The 22074-nt window shown below is 31.1% G+C and carries 14 protein-coding genes; 7 read left to right on the forward strand and 7 right to left on the reverse strand.

Annotated elements, in window-relative coordinates:
• Positions 1 to 3042 carry a SusC/RagA family TonB-linked outer membrane protein gene (locus ACKTTC_RS05950; protein WP_408038883.1) on the reverse strand — a complete coding sequence of 1014 codons (3042 nt, stop codon included), beginning with the start codon at positions 3040 to 3042 and terminating at the stop codon, positions 1 to 3.
• A gap of 216 nt (positions 3043 to 3258) precedes the next feature.
• Here ACKTTC_RS05950 and ACKTTC_RS05955 point away from each other — a divergent pair, with 216 nt between their 5' ends.
• Entirely contained in the window at positions 3259 to 4131 is an 873-nt protein-coding gene (locus ACKTTC_RS05955; RefSeq protein WP_408038884.1) for a helix-turn-helix domain-containing protein, read from the forward strand.
• A gap of 131 nt (positions 4132 to 4262) precedes the next feature.
• A complete protein-coding gene (gene bglX, locus ACKTTC_RS05960) occupies positions 4263 to 6560 on the forward strand; it encodes a beta-glucosidase BglX (protein WP_408038885.1) in 2298 nt (765 codons plus the stop codon).
• 63 nt (positions 6561 to 6623) lie between these two features.
• Here bglX and ACKTTC_RS05965 read toward each other — a convergent pair whose 3' ends face one another.
• Together ACKTTC_RS05965 and ACKTTC_RS05970 are read right to left on the reverse strand one after the other, a co-directional pair.
• Complete coding sequence (locus tag ACKTTC_RS05965; protein ID WP_408038886.1) at positions 6624 to 7760, reverse strand: response regulator; 1137 nt, start codon at positions 7758 to 7760, stop codon at positions 6624 to 6626.
• 125 nt (positions 7761 to 7885) lie between these two features.
• Positions 7886 to 9025: a response regulator gene (locus ACKTTC_RS05970; RefSeq protein ID WP_408038887.1), complete on the reverse strand. Its 1140-nt coding sequence runs from the start codon at positions 9023 to 9025 to the stop codon at positions 7886 to 7888.
• Between the two features lie 173 nt (positions 9026 to 9198).
• Between ACKTTC_RS05970 and ACKTTC_RS05975 the strand changes: the two genes are divergently transcribed.
• From ACKTTC_RS05975 to ACKTTC_RS05985, 3 genes are read left to right on the forward strand one after another with little or no spacing between them, the layout of a single operon-like run.
• Positions 9199 to 12291, forward strand: a complete 3093-nt coding sequence (locus ACKTTC_RS05975) for a hypothetical protein (RefSeq protein ID WP_408038888.1) — start codon at positions 9199 to 9201, stop codon at positions 12289 to 12291.
• Positions 12291 to 13514, forward strand: coding sequence for a hypothetical protein (locus ACKTTC_RS05980; RefSeq protein ID WP_408038889.1), 1224 nt, complete (start codon positions 12291 to 12293; stop codon positions 13512 to 13514). Before ACKTTC_RS05975 ends, ACKTTC_RS05980 begins: the two co-directional genes overlap by 1 nt.
• Positions 13515 to 13518: 4 nt before the next feature.
• A complete protein-coding gene (locus ACKTTC_RS05985; protein WP_408038890.1) occupies positions 13519 to 15063 on the forward strand; it encodes a cellulase family glycosylhydrolase in 1545 nt (514 codons plus the stop codon).
• A gap of 149 nt (positions 15064 to 15212) precedes the next feature.
• Here the strand turns inward: ACKTTC_RS05985 and ACKTTC_RS05990 are convergent, their stop codons facing one another.
• Together ACKTTC_RS05990 and ACKTTC_RS05995 are read right to left on the reverse strand one after the other, a co-directional pair.
• Complete coding sequence (locus tag ACKTTC_RS05990) at positions 15213 to 16409, reverse strand: glycosyltransferase (protein ID WP_408038891.1); 1197 nt, start codon at positions 16407 to 16409, stop codon at positions 15213 to 15215.
• A 184-nt stretch (positions 16410 to 16593) separates the two neighbouring features.
• Complete coding sequence (locus ACKTTC_RS05995; RefSeq protein WP_408038892.1) at positions 16594 to 17802, reverse strand: MATE family efflux transporter; 1209 nt, start codon at positions 17800 to 17802, stop codon at positions 16594 to 16596.
• 254 nt (positions 17803 to 18056) lie between these two features.
• On the opposite strand from ACKTTC_RS05995, the gene ACKTTC_RS06000 reads away from it, so the two are divergent.
• Together ACKTTC_RS06000 and ACKTTC_RS06005 are read left to right on the forward strand one after the other, a co-directional pair.
• The gene (locus ACKTTC_RS06000) at positions 18057 to 20057 is read left to right on the forward strand and encodes a tetratricopeptide repeat protein (protein WP_408038893.1); all 2001 of its coding nucleotides are present in this window, start codon (positions 18057 to 18059) and stop codon (positions 20055 to 20057) included.
• Positions 20058 to 20791: 734 nt separating this feature from the next.
• Positions 20792 to 20935: a hypothetical protein gene (locus ACKTTC_RS06005; protein WP_408038894.1), complete on the forward strand. Its 144-nt coding sequence runs from the start codon at positions 20792 to 20794 to the stop codon at positions 20933 to 20935.
• A 64-nt stretch (positions 20936 to 20999) separates the two neighbouring features.
• Here the strand turns inward: ACKTTC_RS06005 and ACKTTC_RS06010 are convergent, their stop codons facing one another.
• Both ACKTTC_RS06010 and ACKTTC_RS06015 read right to left on the reverse strand, forming a co-directional pair.
• Complete coding sequence (locus tag ACKTTC_RS06010; protein ID WP_408038895.1) at positions 21000 to 21722, reverse strand: LytR/AlgR family response regulator transcription factor; 723 nt, start codon at positions 21720 to 21722, stop codon at positions 21000 to 21002.
• A 26-nt stretch (positions 21723 to 21748) separates the two neighbouring features.
• Positions 21749 to 22069, reverse strand: a complete 321-nt coding sequence (locus ACKTTC_RS06015; RefSeq protein WP_408038896.1) for an Hpt domain-containing protein — start codon at positions 22067 to 22069, stop codon at positions 21749 to 21751.
• Between the last annotated feature and the right edge of the window lie 5 nt (positions 22070 to 22074).

Consider the following 22074-nt stretch of genomic DNA (forward strand, 5'->3'; position numbering starts at 1 on the left):
TTAAAAGTTTAAAGCAAACCCAAAAAGCGCTCTACCTGCTACTGGGTAATATCCACGGTCTACACCTATATCGTTAAATCCAAAGTTTCCTATTTCAGGATCAAGTCCCTTGTAGTTTGTGAATGTAAAAATATCATCAAATGAAAGATACATTCTTAAACTACTCACATGTAATTTACTTGCAACACTTTCTGGTAATGTATATCCAAATTGAATTTGTTTTATTCTCATAAAAGAACCATCTTCCACTACTAAATCGGTATCGTAAGCAGAAGTTATATTAGCTGCTCCTGGGAATGTAGCGTTTGTATCTCCTGGTCCAGTCCATCTACCGTCAAAGAAATGTACTGGCTTATTAGTAATTGGTCTAGATGGTTGGTGATAAGTTGCAAAAATCTCATTTCCAATAGTTCCTTGAAATTGCAGGTTAAAATCAAAAGCTTTGTAACCTAATCTTATATTACCACCGTATAGTACATCAGGGTGTGGTGAACCTATAAATGTTTTATCATCATTTGTTATGTTACCATCTCCATTGGTATCAACTCTTATAATTTCTCCTGTCGCTGGATCAATACCATTTGTTTCATATCCATAGAAATACCATGCTGGTAATCCTTCAGTAAATCTTGTTACTCCATCGTTATTTTGTGGTGCATTTGCTCCAACAATAGAAGTTCCTTCTGGCACAAATAATATTTCAGTTACTTCATTATCTAATGTAGATAAATTTGCATTGATTTGGTAACTGAAACCTCCATCTGTTTCGTCAGAATATCCTAACTCAAATTCAAAACCTTTATTTACTACAGTTCCTCCATTGAAATCGTTTGAAACGAAACCTGCAGAACCTGGTGTAATTAATTCACCTGCTACAAAAGCTAAGTCTTTTGTTGTTTTCTTATAGTAATCTACAGATAAATTCAATCTGTTTTCAAACATTCTAAAATCTGCACCAATATCTAATTGCTCTGATGTTTCCCATACAAGGTTTTCGTTAGCAAAACCAGTAATTTGTGCTCCAACATTCCCTAAATAATTTAATTCCAAGCCACCTACTTGATTTACAATTGCAGTAACATCTGCATTTCCTCGTAAATTGTTTTTATTACCGTTTTGTCCCCAACTTGCTCTTAGCTTAAAATAATTCACAAATGATTCATCGTTCCAGAAGTCTTCTCTAGATGCTAGCCATCCTGCAGAAAATGCAGGGAAAGTTGCTGATCTGTTAGATGCTGGGAATTTATCAGATCGGTCGCGTCTTAATGACACTTCGAAAAGATACTTTTCCATATAATCGTATGAGAATCGTCCATACATTGAAACTAAGTTATCTCTAAACGTCAAATTTACTGGTGAATTAGGATCTAAAGTAAATCCACTATTCACGTTAAACCCAGTAAAGTCTGCTACTGGTATTGAGTACGCCTCACTTACAAATGAAGGCCTTCTAGTTTGCTCTGCAGAATATCCTGCTAACACCTTAAAGTTATGATTATTTATTGACTTTTCATAAGACGCAAAGTTTTCCCATAACCATCTTCTAAATCGTTGTTTAGACCTATTAATATTATATTGGGTATTTGCTGCTTCTGAAGCTACATAATATGCATTTGTATTCGTTTGTGAGAAAAATTGATTTTGCTCATATCCATATCTAGATGTGAAACTCAAACCTTCTAGTATTTTGAATTTAGCATATAATGTAGTTAAAAACTGATCGTTTTCGTTTATGTTTTGCTGGATTGCGTTTGCATATGCTACAGGGTTTAGTACTTCACCTGTAGAGTACGTAGGGTACCCATATACATTTCCATTTTCATCCGTTAATAAAGGAATATCAGGAAAACCATTATTCCCAGCTCTATCAATTACTTCTTGTGGAACCTGCCCGCTAGGATATGTTACTGGAGTTAATGGATCTATAATTAACATATTCTGTATAACACCTCTGGTATCACTATTTTCAACAATACCTTTTCTATCAATAAAAGAAGTATTTGAATTTACACCTACTTCTAACCAATCTGTAATATCACTTACTACATTTAATCTGAATGTATTTCTCTTAAATGAAGAATTATCTCCTCCAACGATACCTTTTTGATTCGTGTGCGATGCAGAGAAATAATATGATGTATTTTCTGTACCTCCAGATAAACTCACATCATATCGCTGCATAAATGCAGTATCAAATGTTTCATCTATCCAATTAGTATTTACTCCGTTATCTACAACTGTTGCATTTCCCGACTCATTTAAGTAGGTAACAAATTGAGAAGCATTCATTAATTCCATTTTTGTATTTACAAATTGGAAACCTAATTGAGAATTAAAATTTACTCTTAATTCACCTGCTCTACCTTTTTTAGTAGTTACGATAATTACACCATTTGCACCTTCAGTACCATATATAGCAGCAGAAGCAGCATCTTTTAAGACTTCGATATTTTCAATATCAGACGGCGCAATATTATCTATCGTAGATACTTTCATCCCATCTACAATAAATAAAGGATCCGCGCTTCCACTTGATCCTGTACCTCTAATTCTAATTTTAGCTCCAGCACCTGGAGAACCTGAAGATGAAGACACTGTTACACCCGACGTTCGTCCTTGTAACACTTGATCTACACGTTGGTTAGAAACACTTTTAATCTCTCTACTATCTATACTAGAAATAGCACCTGTTACCAAACTCTTCTTTTTAGTTCCGTAACCTACTACTACAACTTCATCAAGTGTATCTGCGTTTTCTTCTAATGTAACATTAATTACACCTTGTCCGTTTACAGGTATCTCAATCGTTTTATAACCTATAAAACTAAAAATTAAAACGTCGTTTGATTTTACGTTTTTAAGCATATAATCCCCATCTAAACCTGTTTCCGTCCCTCTAGTGGTTCCTCTTATTACTACACTAACTCCTGGTAATGGCCCAGAAGAATCAGAGACGACTCCCTTTACATCTTGCGCTCCTACAAACAAAGAAGAAAGCAGGGTAAACGCCAGTAAAAAATACTTAAAGATATTTTTTTTCATATTGATAATTAATTTGGTGTTTTTTTAATTTTAAAGCAACTATCCACATCTTAATTTATCATAAAAACAAAATTAAAATATACTGTGTAAGATTACTTCTAACTTAAAAATCATTTGTTTTACACAAAAATATATCCAATATTAACAAATCGTTAATATAATTTTATCAATCATTAATAATTTTTTAATAATATTGAATACGCAAAACACAAACCGATGAATAAAAACATACACAGAGAAATTACACAGCTATCTCCGACGGATAGTTTTTTAGTGTACTACAGAGTTAAAGATGATTTTGATTTTCCGCTTCATTTCCATCCGGAATATGAGCTTAATTTTGTCTACAAAGGCAAAGGTGTAAGGAGGGTAATTGGAGATCATATGGGAGAAATTAGTGATTTTGAATTAGTGCTTGTTGGCCCTAATTTACCGCATTGTTGGGAACTTCATAATTGTAAAAATAAGGAAATCCACGAAATAACAATACATATTCACAATGATTTATTAGATGAAAAATTACTTTCTAGAAGAGTCTTCAAATCTATTAGAGATATGCTAAACAGATCCATTCATGGAATTTCTTTTTCAGAAAAAACTATTAAAGAATTAATGCCTAGACTCTTCGAATTACCTAAAATATCTGGTATTGATTACTTTATAGAGTTCATCTCCATCTTACACGACCTATCTATTTCCAGAAACCAGAAGTTACTTTCCACCTCTTTTTCAAACTACAACGATTTCGAGAATAGCGATAAAATAAAAAAGGTATACGAATATGTTCAGAACAATTTTCAAAGAAAAATATCATTAGATGAAATTTCCGAACTAGTAAACATGACTCCAGTCTCTTTCAATCGTTTTATTAAGAAAAGAACAGGAAAAACATTTGTCTCTTATATTAATAGTACACGTGTAAGTTACGCTAGTAGATTATTACTAGAAACCGATTTAAGCGTTGGTGAAATTGCTTACAAATGCGGTTTTAACAACTTAGCTAATTTCAATAGAATGTTTAAAAAGATTAAAAACAACACACCTAGTGAATTTAGAACAGAATTTAACGGTATACAAAAAGCCTTCTGATACTATTTTATCAAAAATAAAGATTATTTAATGTTATTTAAACAAAAAAATATCAAATTTTGATTATTTGAGTACATTTTAAAACGTTTTTCTATCATAAATTTACATCACTTTTCTAAAAACAACAATACATGAAACATCACTTAAGGAAAACAACATTGATTTATGGAGCTGCGCTGCTATTTTCTGGGTGTTTAAGTGAAAAAAAAGACAATTTGATGATAGGTACTAAAAGTGAAACAATAAGCGAAAAAATAACACAACTGCTTTCAAAAATGACCATTGAAGAAAAAGTTGGTCAGATGAATCAATATAATGGTTTTTGGGACGTCACTGGTCCTGCTCCAAAAGGAGGTAATGCAAAAACTAAATATGAGCATTTAAAGAAAGGTTGGGTAGGCTCTATGCTAAATGTTAGAGGAACCGAAAACGTTAGAGAAGTACAACGTATTGCTGTACAAGAAACTCGCTTAGGAATTCCTTTAATCATTGGATTTGATGTAATACACGGTTACAAAACTTTAAGTCCAATCCCTTTAGCAGAAGCAGCCAGTTGGGATTTAAAAGCTATTGAAAACTCTGCTAGAGTCGCCGCTACTGAAGCATCTGCAGCTGGAATTAACTGGACCTTTGCTCCAATGGTAGATATTTCTAGAGACGCCAGATGGGGACGTGTTATGGAAGGAGCTGGTGAAGATCCTTATTTAGGATCAAAAGTTGCACAAGCTAGAGTTAAAGGTTTTCAAGGAGACGATCTTTCAAAACCAAACACCATCGCTGCATGCGCAAAACATTTCGCTGCCTACGGTTTTTCTGAAGCAGGAAAAGAATATAATACTGTAGATATTGGAACTTCAACCCTTCATAATATGGTATTACCGCCTTTTAAAGCTGCTGTAAATGCCGATGTAAAAACATTGATGAATTCTTTTAATGAATTAAATGGTGTTCCTGTTACTGGTAGCAGTTATTTACAAAGAGATATTTTAAAAGGAAAATGGAATTTTAATGGTTTTGTTGTATCTGACTGGGCTTCTATAAATGAATTAATTTCATGGGGACGCGCAAAAGACAAAAAAGAAGCAGCTGAAATAGCAGCTACTGCAGGTTCTGACATGGACATGGAAGGTTATGTTTATGTAGAAGAACTAGCAAAACTTGTAAAAGACGGTGTTGTTAAAGAAGAAATTTTAGATGATGCAGTAAGACGTATTTTACGCGTAAAGTTTGAACTAGGTTTATTTGATGATCCTTTTAAATACTGTGATCCAGCAAATGAAAAAGAAAATATTGGTAATCAAAAACATCATGAAGCAGTTTTAGACGTTGCTAAAAAGTCTATCGTATTACTAAAAAATGAAGATAACTTACTACCCCTGAAAAAAGAAGGGCAAAAAATAGCTTTAATTGGCCCTTTAGCAAATGACAAAAATAGTCCTTTAGGAAGCTGGAGGTTGGCATCTGATGACAATACTGCTGTTTCTGTTTACGAAGGAATGCAAAAATACGATAAGAACTCTTTAACTTTTGAAAAAGGTATCGATTTAGTTGTAGGCGATGTTGCGTTTACACAACCTGTTAAAATTAACACCTCTCTCAATGTTTCTGAGATAAATAAAGCAATTCAAACTGCTAAAAATGCTGATGTTGTAGTAATGGTATTAGGTGAACACGGTTTTCAAAGCGGTGAAGCCAGAAGTAGAACTACCTTAGATTTACCAGGATTACAGCAAGAATTATTAGAAAAAGTATATGCAGTTAATAAAAACATTGTGCTAGTTTTAAATAATGGTAGGCCACTAGCTATCGAATGGGCAGCTGAACATATTCCTACTATAGTTGAAGCTTGGCAATTAGGTTCACAATCTGGAAATGCAATTGCACAAGTATTATATGGAGATTACAATCCTAGTGGAAAACTACCTATGACTTTCCCAAGGAATGTTGGCCAGGTTCCAATTTACTATAATTACAAGAATACTGGTAGACCAAACCAAGAACCTCATGTTTTCTGGTCACATTATATAGATTCAGAAAACACACCATTATTTCCTTTCGGACATGGTTTAAGCTATACTACTTTTGAGTATAATGATTTTAAAATTAACGGCTCAAACTTTTCTAAAAATGACAGTATAAAAGTATCTGTAAAAGTTACTAATACTGGCACATACGAAGGAAAAGAAGTAGTACAATTATACATTAGAGATTTAGTAGCAAGTGTTACAAGACCAGTTAGAGAATTAAAAGGTTTTGAATTGATTAATCTTGCTCCAGGTACTTCTAAAGTAGTTGAGTTCACACTAACTAAAGATGAACTTGGTTTCTATAATAATAATGGTGATTTTATAGTTGAAACTGGGGATTTCGAAATTTTTATAGGTGGTAGCTCTGCTACAACTTTAAAAGAAACTTTCTCTATAAAATAACTAATAGAATCATATAAAAAATAAGACCGATCTAAACTAACAATTAAGATCGGTCTTATTTTTTTATTTATAATGCGTTGCTATTCTAAATAATTGTGATCCAATTTTTAAAGAATCTCTCATCGACAGTTTAGAACCATCTGCATGTACCCATCTTTTTAGTGGTTGCTCATAGATTAATTCTTTTGCTCTTTCTCCATATTGCTTCTTTAATCTTAAGAACATTTCAACATCAAATAACCATCTTGTGATGAATTTATCCTTAAATAAGCTAGGTATTACATCTTTATCTAGGACTTTTGCTCCACACTGGGTATCCTTGAATTTCATTCCTAGAATCTTTCTTATAATGTAATTAATTGTTAAACTAATAACTTGTCGTGCAGATGCTTTTGTAATATTTGCACCCATTCTAGAAATTCTCGAACCACTTACTACTTTATAGTTATAGGCATCTATGGTTTTAACTAAATCATCAAAGTCGTTTAAATCTGTAGATAAATCGGCATCTAAAAAACCTATATAGTCTAATGCTAGGTCTTTATCATTTGCCAAATGAAGCATTCCTTGCCTTACAGCTTCTGCTTTTCCTCCATTTTTCTCACAATTAAAAACATCGATGTAATCTTCTTTCCCTTCCCTTAATTCTTCTAATACTTGTAATGTATTATCTGTACTTCCATCATTTACAAAACATAAATAGTACCCTACATTATGCTTTACAAAACTTACAAACCTGTTTGTTAACAGCCTATCTTCTTCATTGTAACAAGGTATTACAACTCCAATACACCTTTCTCTTATGATGCTTTTTTCCTCTTCAAAAACCTCATCAGGTACGGCGCACATACCAACAAGTTTGTTAATTTTAATAATGATTTCACTTAAAGTTGCGGGTTTTTTAATGTATTCATCTACCCCGTAATCGAAAAGGTCTGTAATTACACCTTCTTCTTTTTCCCCTGTGATAACCATAACTTTTGTATTTAAACCAGCCTCTTTGATATACTTCAACACATCAATCCCTTCAAGATTTGACATATTGATATCTATAGTTACTAGGTCGGGCTTAAATGTTTTTAAAAGTTCGATCCCTTCTTTTCCAGTTCTAGCAGTTTGTACTTCGTATCCAATTTTGGATAATTTGCTCTTCAACGATTTTACAATCAATTTTTTTTCGTCTATGGTAATTATTTTCATATATGATTATTTGTGGTTAATAAATCAATTATCACCTTCCTTCCCCCATATATGAATATGTATACGTACCTAAATATACAATTATTATATCAACAATTTACTGATTATCAATATTTTTACTCCTTCTATCTATAATATGTAGCTATTCTAAATAGCTGAGTTCCTATTTTTAACGAATCTCTCATAGAGAGTTTAGAACCATCTGCATGCACCCATCTTTTTAACGGTTGTTCGCAAATTAATTGCTTAGCCTGCTCTCCAAATTTCTTTTTTAATCTTAAAAACATTTCTACATCAAACAACCATCTTGTTATGAATTTGTCTTTAAACAACATTGGAATCACATCTTTATCTATGATCTTGGCTCCACATTGCGTGTCTTTAAATTTCATTCCAAGAATCTTTTGAATAATGTAATTAATTGTCATACTAATTAGCTCTCTTGTAGATTGCTTCGTAATATTAGCACCCATTCTAGAAATTCTAGAACCACTAACAATCTTGTAATCTGTAGTTTGAATTGTTTTTACTAAATCATCAAAGTCTTTAAAATCTGTAGACAAGTCAGCATCTAAAAAGCCTATATAATCTAATTCTGGATTCTTTGCTAAATGTAAAACTCCTTGTCTTACCGCTTCAGCTTTACCTCCATTTTTTTCACAATTATATACACTTATATAATCTTCTCTACCTTCACTTAGTTTATTCAAAACTTCGAGAGTTCTATCTGTACTACCATCATTCACAAAGCATAAATGATACCCTAAATTTGCATAAACAAAACTGGTAAATTCATCACTCAGTAGTCTATCTTCCTCATTATAACAAGGAATTACCACACCAATACACTTTTCTCTAATCAAGCCATTCGTGTCTACGGTAGATGCTCCTTCATTTTTTTCTTTTGGCGGACCGATTAATTTTTTAACCCTCGCTACAATTTCATTTAATGTAACGGGTTTTTTCATGTAATCGTCTGCACCCAACCTATACCCCTTTATAATAGTTTCTTCTCTAGTTTCTCCTGACATTACCATTACTTTTGTTTGAGAACGAGAAGATTCTTTAATGTACTTTACGATATCTAAACCAGACATGTGTCTAAGATTTATATCAACTATTACTAAATCTGGGTGAATACTATCAAAAAGTTCAACGCCACCTCTTCCGGTTTTGGCAGTATAAACTTCATAGCCTAAATCTGAAAGTTTTTTTTCCAGAGAAAGCAAGACCAATGTCTGGTCATCTATTGTAAGTATTTTCATATCCCTTAAATTTTAAATACAATAATGTTACCTCCTCCGTGAGGTAATATACAATAATTTTACGGATAAAAGATTGATAAATAAGAGATTTTAGATGAATTACACTTTTTAATCGACGATTGTTATTTTGTCTATTTATACTTTATTGTATATTTAAAGAAAAAAGTCCCTCATTGAATAAACGAAGTAACAAGTACCTAATTCTTGCATTAGTAGTTGGTATACTATACCATACTACGTCTATATTTTTTACTCTTGAGTATACTTATGATGCTTTAATTCATTTATTCTTTGCGAATCATTATGCTAACAGTTGGTTTGACCCATGGAGTTACAGTTGGTATACAGGATTTACCGTAATGAGTTACCCTCCTTTAGTACATCAATCCATTGGCTTTTTATCTTATGTTGGTGGGCTAAAGTTTGGTCTTTTTACGGTTGGAATTATCGCCATTGTTCTTTTCATTACTGGTGCTTATCGTTTCTCTTTGTTAATGACAGGAAATAGAAAAGTTGCTGGATATGCCGCAATGATTACTGTTTTTTCCTCCTCCTTTGCAGAAACATTACATGTTTTTGGGCAGCTTCCTAGTATTGTTGGGATTTCTGTTTTAATGCATTCCCTACCTGAAATATATCTTTGGTTAAAAAAAGGAGAGTATAAATACTTTTTTAGAGCTATCACACTCATATCTATAACTGTTACTTCTCATCATGTAACTCCAATATTTGGAATGGTCTTCTTTATTTTCCCATTAATTGGAATGGCAATTATGGATAAAGCAACTGAAGAAGAAGGTTCTATAAAAAAAGTATCTGTTAGTGTATTTATTCGAGTATTTGCAAAACTCTTTAAGAGAATGATACTATTTGGTTTTTCATCATTACTTATTATCATTTTTGCAATTCTTCCTTATTGGGTTAATACTAAGAAAAACCCTATCACACAAGTTCCAATCCCACATGGATCTAGAGATAATTTCATAGAAGTTACTTCATCTGGATTGGTCTTTTTCTTAATTCCTTGGGGTGTAATGCTATTAGTATTACCTTTTATATTTTACAGATATTACAGTAAACGCTTTATATTTTTTGGTTTATCTATAACCATGCTTACGATTTTGGGAACTGGAGGAACAACACCAATTCCCATTACATTATTAGGAGAAAACGCTTTCAATATTCTAACACTAGACCGGTTTACTTTATGGGCCTCCATTATGTCTATTCCTATGTTTGGTGAGTTTACTTATCGATTTATTTCTGGCGACATCAAACAATTATTCCAACAAACATTTAGTCCTGTTAGCCATAGAATTTTAGGAGGTTTTTTAGCTATTTCTTTCATTTTTATGTCTATTTTTTCTGTGAGTTTAGGAAGTTTTCGCCCATTACAACCTCAGAAAATTAAAATGCTTCCAATCATCAATTTTTTAAACCAAGACCAGCACGATCATTGGCGTTACTTGACATTAGGATTTGGTGATCAAATAGCTTGGTTAGGAGCACAAACAAAAGCAATGAGTGTAGATGGGAATTACCATTCTGCTAGAAGGTTACCTGAACTTACAACAAGAGCTGTTGAGCGTTTAGAAAATTCAAAATTTAGGGGAATTGAAGGATTAGGTTCTTTGCAACAATTTTTAACTGTTCCTGAAAAATATAATCTAAAATACGTTTTTTCTAACGACAAATTTTACGATCCAATTCTCTATTTTACAGGCTGGCAACGCTTACGTCAATTAGAAAACGGAATAATGGTTTGGGAGCGTCTTGGAGTTCCTCCTTTGTCTACCATACTTCCCAAAGAAGATGCTCCTAGGTTCTTAAAAATTATGTGGGGTGTCGTTCCTTTTTTAACCGTATTTCTCGCTTTTTTTGTTATAAATATTCAGGAAATTATATTCCGAATTTTTAAAATTGGAAAAACTAAACTTCCCGATTATATAAAATTTCAAGTACCCTATGATAAGTTTCCTAAGAAAGTATTGTATTTCTCACTGGGCTGGGGAGCTTTTATCCTTTTAGTTGTTTGCTATGGAATGTATCATTTTTATATAGAAAATAAGACTCAAATTTCACCAACCAGTGTTGTTAAATCCTATTTTGATGCTTTAGACTTTAAACGTTTTGAACAAGCTCATTCGTTTGTTGATCCAGATAGTAAAATAAAACTCGATCAATATATGCTAGAAATAGCAGTGAACGATGGCTTATTAAGTTCTTACGCTAAATTAAACGCAATTCATACAGAAGTTATAGAGCGAACCAAAGACCATGCTAAAGTTAAAGTTGCAACAAAATGGATTACTCCTCTAGAACGAATTGACAAAGAATATTTTATAGAAGTTGTGAAAAAAGGAGGAAAATGGTTTGTACAAATACCCAAACCTAACTCAGATCTTCCTCCTGATCAATTAATGATTACCAACAAAACTTCTTATTTTAATCACGGAAGGAGAAGAGTTACTACTCAGCAAACTTTACATGAAGATGTCTTAAAACAACCTGTTTTAGAAGTATTAAAAGCAAAATTGGTAAAAAAAGATAAGAGTTACGCTGTTATAGGTACCATACAAAATGTAGATAATGTACCTGCTGACGTAGCCATAAAAGCTACATTATATAATGATGACGATAAACTTCTGGCCAAATACAATTCTAAGCATCAGATAAAACATAAATTAATGCCTAAAGAAACCTCTAATTTTAGAATTGATTTTGAAGGGATTGCTTGGTCTAAAACGAAAGACTCTATTCCTAAAATTTTTAACCCTGATGAATTTACACCTACTGAATTTGAGGAACAACCTACCTTATTTAATTTACATTGTGAAGGAAATGTTGCTAAAACAGATTTATACAAAAAGATTAGTTTGAATAATTTTAGTGTGAACGACAGTATCATATCAGGTAATTTGTTCAACACTGGAACAGAAGAAGCAACCATAACCCAACTACTGGTTTCTTATTACAATGAAAAACAACAACTAATATGGGTAGATCATATTTTCTTAAAGGAAAGTGTGCGTCAACAACGAAAACAAAATTTTTCTTTTACAGCCCCTACGTTAGATAGCATAAAAGTTATATATGACAAGTTAGAGTTTTGCTTTGTAAATGGTTTACCAAACGAAGACATCTCTCACAAATTAGTACCTGAAAGAGATTACTCTCACTTACATAAAGGGTTATTAAGAGTCAAAGGAAACGGCTTTAGTTATATAAAAATAGAAACAGATAATTATATAGGAAATCCAAACTAATGAATTTTAAAAACGTACATTTTCTTATTTATATTGGTCTGTTAGTACTTATTTCTTTGAATAAGGACACTTCTAATAAAACATCGCAACAGGTACAGTTAATAAGCGATGTGCAACAAAGCATTGCTGGGATTCCTATTGAATTAGAGTTTTCTAGTAATAATAGTAAACTAGCTCTATTTTGTACAAATTCATATACTACCACAATACTTCATCCAGAAATAAAAGCCAACACTATTCTTTTCAGAATTCCCCAGCATATGTATAATAAACGTGGGAATCTAGTTTGGAAATTAATTGAAAACTCTAAAGAAGTTAGCGCTGGAAATATTGATATCATTACTTCTTCTACCAAAACAATTATGGAATCTTATGCTGGACCTCCTAGTATTATAGCTGGAGGTGTAGATTATTTTATGCTTGTAGTTAGCCCTACAGACAGTTTAGACAATCCTGAACCAGAACACACTCCAGTTAAGATTAACTACCAATTTAAAAACCAGATAGTAAAAAATAACAAAGAAATAAATAACTTAATCGCGTGGATACGAATATTTTCTTACAAACAATCTGGAAGAATTATCTCTAACTCCGAATGTAACGGGGTCTCTTCCAAAGAGATGACCACAGAAGTGTACCCTAATAATCCTGTCGATTTTTCTATTTCCTACAGTAGAGTTCATGATTTTGCTGATGGAAATCAGATTACCACTTTTAAAACATCTATTATTAAAGATCAGTTTGGTAATGTTGTTAGCGATGGTACACATGTGAATTTTGTAATTAATAATTCTGAAAATGCTTATTTAACAACTTATGGAAATACCATAGATGGTATTGCAACTGCTAAAATGTTACATCCTTATAAAGAAGAAAATTGGAAAGTATCTGCCTACATAGATGGAATGGCCGAAACTGATACCATTGCTATTTCTTACGGAAAATTGTTTGATAAATTTCCTGTTGATTTTTCAGAAAATAATAGAGTAATCACCATTGGTCCACTTAAAAGCTTTATGAATCAATTAATTCCTGATGGTTATGTAACAAAATTACATATTTATGAAAATAGTAAACTTCTAGAAATTAAAGAAGAACCCACAAGAAAAGGAATCGCTACTTTTCTGCTATCTCCAGATTTCTATCCAGATAATAAACAATATAGCTTCGTAATTGAAGCAGCTGGAAATAAACAAAAATACCTCCGAAAAACACTTAAATAGTAACATGAACACTCCCATTAAATATAAAATAACCCTTGTAATTTCATTTATCTTTCTTTGCTCTATAAGCATTTTTGGAATTAGTTTGGTATGGTCTTTTATGAATACAGGAGCTGAAAGAGCTTCTATCCTTCATTTACCTATAGAAAGTGTGGATGTATATCTACCAAAAATCGAATGGAGTTCTTTAGAGAATCCTGGGCGTCCTATGGAAAAACAAACTTTAAAGGAAATTCAAAAAGATTATTTAAATGCTTGGCACATAAAAAATATAGCTTATCAAGAAAATAGTCCGTATGGAGTAAAAGATTATTATACAGATAGTGTTCAAAAAAACCTACATAATACAATAAACTACAATAAGAGACACAACATTAATGTTCAAACCACCACATTATTTCATAATCCTAAATTAGAGTTTTATAGTGCCGATGGACAATTGATTGCTTTTACAGATGAAAATGTATTGGAATATCAACGTACTTTTAAGGATAAAAAATTTGTTTTTGAAACCGAACTTGTTTCTACTTATAAAGTCATGATGCTATTAGAAGATGGTTTCTGGCGAATTCGTCATTTAGTAAAAGAACAAAATACAGGAACGCTTCCAGAACAAAAACACTCATCTTTTGCTCGTGTAAAAAATGATACTATACTTTTACAAGGAAAACCTTTTATTATAAATGGTATTAATTATTATCCGCAGAAAACTCCATGGGATATGTTTGGAAAAGCTTTCGATACTGATATTATTGATAAAGACTTTGAATTAATTAATAGCCTAGGTTTAAATACCATTCGGATTTTTGTACAATATGAAGATTTTGGCAAAGCTAATATTATAGAGGAAAAGCTTAAAAAGCTCAAAAACACTATTGATCTTGCTAAAAAACACAATCTAAAAGTAATTGTAACTTTATTCGATTTTTATGGCGATTATGCTGTTCAAGATTGGACTCTTACACATAGACATGCCGAAAAAATAGTTTCTACATTTAAAAACAATACTACTATTATTGCTTGGGACGTGAAAAACGAGCCGAATTTAGATTTTGAAAATAGAGGTAAAAGAAATGTTTTAAAATGGTTGGAATACATCATTAAAGAAATTAGAAAATATGATCCCAATCATTTAATTACCATCGGATGGTCTAACTTTCAAGCGGCACAAAATCTTACTGATTATGTAGACATTGTTTCTTTTCATCATTTTAATGACAATTTTGAAAATGATTTAGCTACTTTACAGAAAACAACTACAAAGCCAATACTTCTAGAAGAGTTTGGTGTGCCATCTTATAATAGTATTTGGAATTTATTTTTAGGACATTCTAAAGAATCACAAGCTACGTACCATAAAAAAATGCAAGCTTATTTTTCTAAACACAATATTTCTCATTTATCATGGACCTTATATGATTTCAAAAAAATTCCTACTTCTGTTGCTGGTAGAATGCCTTGGAAAAGGAACAAACAAAAACATTTTGGATTTATAGATAAGAACGGTAAGAAGAAGCCTTCATATCAATATATTTCTAGTGAGCGCTAATTTTTTTGAATTGCAATGTAAGTTTATTTCTCTCTTAAACACCTCTTTTCTTTTTCTTTGCAATTATACACATAAAGTATTCCTCCCTCTCTATTTAAGTTATTCATGTAATTCGTAAAATTACTATATCAATAACTTGGAATCTTTATTTATCCTGGCACTTTTATTAACTTCTTTTGCTTTATCTGATCGAAGTAGCTAAGATACATTTCTGCAATTTCAGACATTGGTAAAGAAGAGGCTGCTTTATAATTTGCTTTAGCAAGTTCTAATCTATATACATCGTCTTCTACCACTTTTTTAATTGCTTTAGCTAAAGACGCAACATCATCGGCTTCAAAAAACTCTCCTCTATAGCCTTCATCTTGAATAAGATCTGTAAGATCACCTAGATTAGGCATAATAACCGCTTTTCCATAACTTCCTGCTTGGTGTAATACTCCTGAACTTCCTGTAGTAGAAGTATAAGGAAAAATGACTACCGCACTTTCTCCAAAGATTTTTGGAACATCTTCTTCAGCTACATAACCTGTAAAATGTAATCCTGATACATGAGCATACTTTTGCTTCATTTCTTCTAAATATCCTGGCGTGTTTGGGCTATCTGTACCCGCAACCACAATTTCTAGTTCTTGTGATATACTTTTTCTTACTTCTTCAACTGCCTCTATCATTACTTCTACTTTTTTATAGGTTCCAAACTTCCCAAATGCCATTATTTTTTTTGGTCCTGGTGGCAAACTGAAATCTGGTTGTGGTGGTGTTTCAAAAGTTCCGTGTGGTATTAATACTACTTTATTGGTATTGTACTTTTCTTTTAATGTATTTACAAATTTCTGGATTGTAAGTGCTACTAAATCTGCAGAAAGTAAAAAACGAGTCAATACCGTTCCTATTGTTCCATATATTTTTTGAAGTAATTTATTCTTTGTAAATCCAGCACTGTTTAAATCTACTTGTTCTAAAATATTATGCAGCAGTACAATTGTTGGGATTTTTTTGGTCTTACAAACATAAGGCATTATTAATCCTAAGGCTGCTGGGATTTTTTTATCTCCAAATTTTAAAAATTGTAAATTAAATAGAATAGCGTCTGGTTTAGTTTCATTCACTGCTTTATTTACTGTTAGAATGTTCCTATAACTATTAAACTTCCAACAATTTTTTACAGTAATTTTACAGCCTTCTTCTTCAAAATATACATCTTCTGGAGTTACAGCTTCGTCTGTTAGCAAGATCAGTTCTTCTATTTTGTCTTTTAATCTAAATTGTTTCACTAAATGATACCCGTATTCATTTAGCGTTACTTTACTCGGGGGAAATGCAGTAACAATAGCTAATTTCATCTGTTTATGTATTTATGTTATTAAAAAATACCATTTCTACTACGCTGTAGTTTATGAGTAGAAATTGGTCGAGCTCAAACCATAACAAACAGTGCTAATGAATGCCATGATTAAATATCTTTCTTTAATTTACACAACTAGCTAAGAAATCGATAACTCGAATTAATCTTTAGTTTATGCGTAATTATATATCGTTTAATTTTTTACGTTTGATAAAAGTATTGCCATAAAAGAATAATAATTGTATTACTAAAAGTAATACCATAGCTATAATTTGTACAATTACAACTTCTTCTAAAGAAGTATGAAAATATACGATTAACAACACTTGGGTTATTCCTAAAATACCTGTTATAATTACGGGGATATATTTGTCTATAGATAAAAAATAGTATGCAAAAACATTTGAAATAGCAAAAACAGAGGTTGCTAAAGCATATTTCCATAGCAGCGGAGCTATAGCTATATAAGCTTCTCCAAATAAAACGTTTACTACAAATACTGGAAATAAATAACTTACCACTACAATACAAGCAGATAATACAGTAATGTAACCTACATATTTTAGTAGTACATTACGATGTGGTAAACCTTCTTTCTCTTTATTTACCACTGTAGGTAATAGTAACATTACAAACATCCAAGCAATAAAATACACTACTCTACCAATTAAAGCTAAAGACGCGTATAATCCTGCTTGGTAATTATCAAAATAATGTTTTACTAATAAAATATCGCTATTATTTATAATGATTTGCGTACACTCATAGAAAGCAGTTAGTATTAAAAACTTAATTACAATGTTCTTATTTTTCTTACTTAAATCATTTTGACTTTGTACCGTAATATCCTTATTAAAAGGTAACAAACTAAAAACTAAAGAAATTAGAATTCCTATAGCAATTAATACAGAAGATTCATTCTTGACAAAAACATATAACAATAATAATGTTATGAGTAACCTACTCAGCATTTCTGCCTGATATGTAATTGCCAATTTTGTAAACTGTTTACTTCCTTGAAAGATTCCTCTATTTACACTCATTAAGAAATATATAGGAACTCCAATCCCAAAAACAGTAAACATACTAGCTGTATTGGTATTAAAAACCTGTTGCAATTGCTTAGAAAACAACACTATTATCAAACCTAACACAACTCCTAGCAACAATGTTCTTTTAAGAATGTAACTCATAAAATTTTTATAAGCTTCACCATCGAATAGTACAGTATATTTGGCTGTTACTAACTGAAATGTCATTGCTATAAATGACAGTACCAACAAAAAAGTAATTAAAATAGCCGCATCTGCAAACTTACTGGGACCAAGTATTCTTCCCACAAGTAGATTGTACAAATAGTTTCCAGCATTTACAATAAGTGCACTTAGCATGAACACCCTTTCGGGAGTTAGCTTTTGGTAGTTAAAAAATTTCAAACTTTCGGGGGGTTAAGTTTTTCGTAATTTACGGAATTCTATTAGTTTAACCAATAAAACTTTTTGTTTTTCAGACTAAAAGATTGTTTTATATAGTTTATATTTAAAACAAAATCTTATTATAATTTAAAAATAATTAGTTTATGAGGTCCCTCCCCCTTTTTACCATATGCTTCTTATTTTCTATACAAAGTTTATTCGCCCAGGACATGAATAAAGGCTTTAAACTATTAGAAAATGGTGACTTTCTTGAAGCTAAAAACTTTTTTCAAACTATTTTAAAGGAGTATCCTACAAACAAAACAGCCAGACTGTGTTATGGTAGAGCTGTTGGATTAAGTGGAACACCTAAAGAAGCAAATGAAATCTTTACTTCTCTGCTAAAAGAATTTCCTGACGATTTGGAGATTCAATTGAATTATGCGGAATCTCTTTTATGGAACAGTGAATTTTCAAAAGCAAAAACGTATTACGCAAAATTAGTACATGCTCATCCTAAAAGCTTTCCTGCTTTATTAGGTTATGCTAATACACTCTCAAACTTAAAAGAATACCAAAATGCGCTTATTTATGTAAACAAAGCATTAACTGTTTCTCCTGGTAACCCTAATGCTATGCTTTCTAAAAAATACATTCGATTAGGTTATGCTTATTTACTACAACAACATGAAGATTTTGAAAAAGCAGTCCCATTATTAGAGGAAAATTTAATTGATTTTCCAAAAGATAGTAACACATTATTACAAATGGCTAATCTTTATATTATTATGAAGGATTTTGAAAAAGCCAAAATTGCTTATAAAGCTTTAAATACTTCTAAAGAAGATGAAATTCGTTCGCTTATTGGTTTGGCTTTAGTTAGTCATCTTGAAAAAAATGATACCGAAGCTTTAGCCATTGCTAAAAATGCTATGGAAAAAGTAACGATAATTAACAATGAAAGTCTTTACAAAAGTGCTGTAGAACGTTATATCCAAGCATTAATTTGGAATAAAAAGTTTTCTAAGGCCAATGTACTTATTAGTGATTTGGATAAAAAATACCCCAATGAAAATTGGGTTTTAGCACTTTCTGCTACCGCTAATATTTATATGAGTAAGTTTGATAAAAGTATTACCACGTATAAAAAAATATTGGAGAACGATTCTAAATCTTTTGACGGAAATTTAGGGTTAGCTAACGCTTTATTTGCTAATGATGACTTTTTAGGGTCGTATGCTGCTACAGAAAAAACATTAGAAGTTTTTAAGGATCAAAAAGATGCGCTTGGGCTTAAAAAAAAGCTCATCTTAAAGTTTACTCCATCTCTAGAACAAAAAGTGGCTTATAACTTTGATAGTGGAAACAATAATGCAATTACCTCTGCCACTACACTTACATTTCCATTAAGCACCCGTTTCTCTTTAATTGGTGATTATTCTTCTAAACACACCGAAAATACTATTACTAAAAATACCGCAAGTTCACATCATATAAAACTTGGCGCTAATTATTTATTATTTCCTGGTACTTATCTAAAATCTGCTATAGGAATAGATAATGTAACCTCGCAAACAACTACGTACAATCAATTTTTAATGAATGTTTCTGTAAGTGCAAAACCTTTTCCGCTACATCAAGTTGAAGTTGGTTATTTAAAAAAGCTTGAGAATTTTAATGCTGATTTATTAGAACGAAAAATTGTAAGCGATAATTTATTTATGAACTATAATTTAAACACACACTTAAATGTAGGTTTGTATACACAGTATTTTTACACTACTCAAAATGACAATAATGCAAGACATTTATTCTTTACTTCATTATATTATACTTTTAAAGAAAATCCTGTAATTAAAGGAGGTATAAACTATCAATTTATTACGTTTAAAGATCAAGTTCCAACTATTTATTTTAGCCCCAGTCAATTTAATAATATGGAATTATTTGTAGAACTCTTAAAAGATGAAAATAGCAGTAAAGAAAAACAATGGTTTTATCATGCTGGTGGTGCTTTAGGTTTACAAAAAATTGAAAATGACGACAAGCAATTAACTTATAGAATACAAACTAAAATTGGATATAAATTTTCTGATAGATTGTTAATGAATGCTTATGGACAGTATACTAATATTGCTTCTGCTACGGCAGCAGGTTTTTCATTTACAGAAATAGGTTTACGTTTAAAATGGTTACTTAGCTCTAAAACTAATGTTTTTAAAACACTATAAAAAGAAAAAACCCTTTTACATATTGGGGATGTAAAAGGATTTTAATCAACCAAATAAATCTAAAAACCTTCAATTTTTTATGAAGTGTGATTTTTCAAAAATGAAAAAACAAAACTATGTACTTTTACGTACTTATGTATTTAAAAAACTTAACTACACTTCAAAGATATTTCTTTTCTCTCTTTTTTATAAAACCTTTCGTTATTCGGTCTTTAACTGTAGACTACTTGTTTGAAATCGTCGACGAACTGAAACAATTATTCCATTCGTCGATAGTTAACCTATAAACCAAAAAGAATCCTTCTGCATTTTGAGTTCTGCAAAAGGATTCTTAATCAACCAAATAAATCTAAAAACCTTCAATTTAATGAAGTGCATTTTTAAATGAAAAAAACTAAAACTTAAAACTTAACTACACTTCAAAGATATCTTGTTTCTTCAGTGTTTTAAGGGATTTTCGTTATGCCTTCTTAGAATTGTAGATTAACGGTATTAATGGTTCGATGAGTTGATTTTATCTAGTACTTATTCAATAAAGTAAACAGCTATACATGAATGTGAAGCTTATTCTAAAATGACTGTAGTACTTTTAAATCAACCTTTAACCGTTTACAAATAGTTGATTTTATTCCATAAAAAAAACCCGATTGCTTTGAAGTATCACAAAAGGGCTTAATATTAATCAACCAAATAAATCTAAAACCTTCACTTTTGAAAATTGGGGAATTCAAAAAATGAAAAACAAAACTATTTTCTCAGAATGTTTTGTACTTTTTATGTATTTAAAACTATTTTCAATCTTAATTACACTACAAAGTTACGACGTAACTTTAGCGTACAAGAAAACATTCGCTACAGTACTACTAACTGTAGACTAAATGAATAAAACAAACGATGAATGGGTTTTGTTTTGAATTAAACTACTGATTACTAGACATAAAACTACAATAAATTTAAGCGTTTCATAAGCTCAGATCTGTTAGATCTACTTACTGGTACCACATCTTTGGCTATTAAAACGCTATTGTCTTCTATATCTATAATTCTTTTAAGGTTGATAATATAAGACCTATGGACTTTTAAAAATAAATCTTTCGGTAGCTTCTCTTCTATTTTCTTTAGTGTTGAATGTACCGTGTAGTTTTGCTTGTCGGTTTTTATTAAAATATAATCTCCTTTTGCTTCTACTAAGTAAATACTAGGGATTTCTATTTTAATTAACCTTCTATCTATATTTACATATAGTTGAGAATCTTCTTCTTTTGCTTCTTCGCTATTTGTATTGTTTAAAGCATTCTCTTCTTTTGAACCTATTGTAAACTTTTTTGCTTTATCTATAGCTTTTAAAAATCTAGGTAATGTAACTGGCTTTACCAAATAATCTACAATACACTCGTATTCAAAAGCATCTATTGCAAATTTTGCATCTGATGTAGTTAAAATTACCTTAGGTGGTTTTTTTAAAGTTTGTATTAAATCAAAACCAGTAAAATCTGGCATGTGAATATCTAAAAAAATTAGATCTACTTCATTCTGGTTTAAAAATTTGATTGCTTGTATTGCATTAGAAAATTGTTCTATTACGTTTAAAGAGCCTTCACTCTTACAAAGCTGCTCTATAATTGTTCTTGCAGCTGTCTCGTCATCAATGATTAAACAATTCATTTAACAGGAGGTTTTGTTTTATGTACTTATATAGCTAAAAAGTTCGACATTGTATTTAATATCTCTAGAAAATCATTATGCTTACTATCGCTTCCTTGAAGCAGTTCTTTTTCATATTGAACAGCAAAATCATATGACTTTTCTAAGCCTAAAATACTAATTTTATGTTTAAGTTTATGAACGATTTCTGCAGTTTGTTTTAAAACATTCATTTCCACAGTAATTTTATACTGTTTTATTTCTTCTGGCAGCTCTTCTTTTAAGATTGAAATCATTTTATCTTCAAATTCTTTGTCTCCTCCAGAGAGCTCATGGATGTAGTTAAGATTCGGGGCTTCTTGTAACATATGGT

The organism is Tenacibaculum amylolyticum, assembly GCF_964511145.1.
In the GTDB taxonomy this organism is placed as follows: domain Bacteria; phylum Bacteroidota; class Bacteroidia; order Flavobacteriales; family Flavobacteriaceae; genus Polaribacter; species Polaribacter amylolyticum.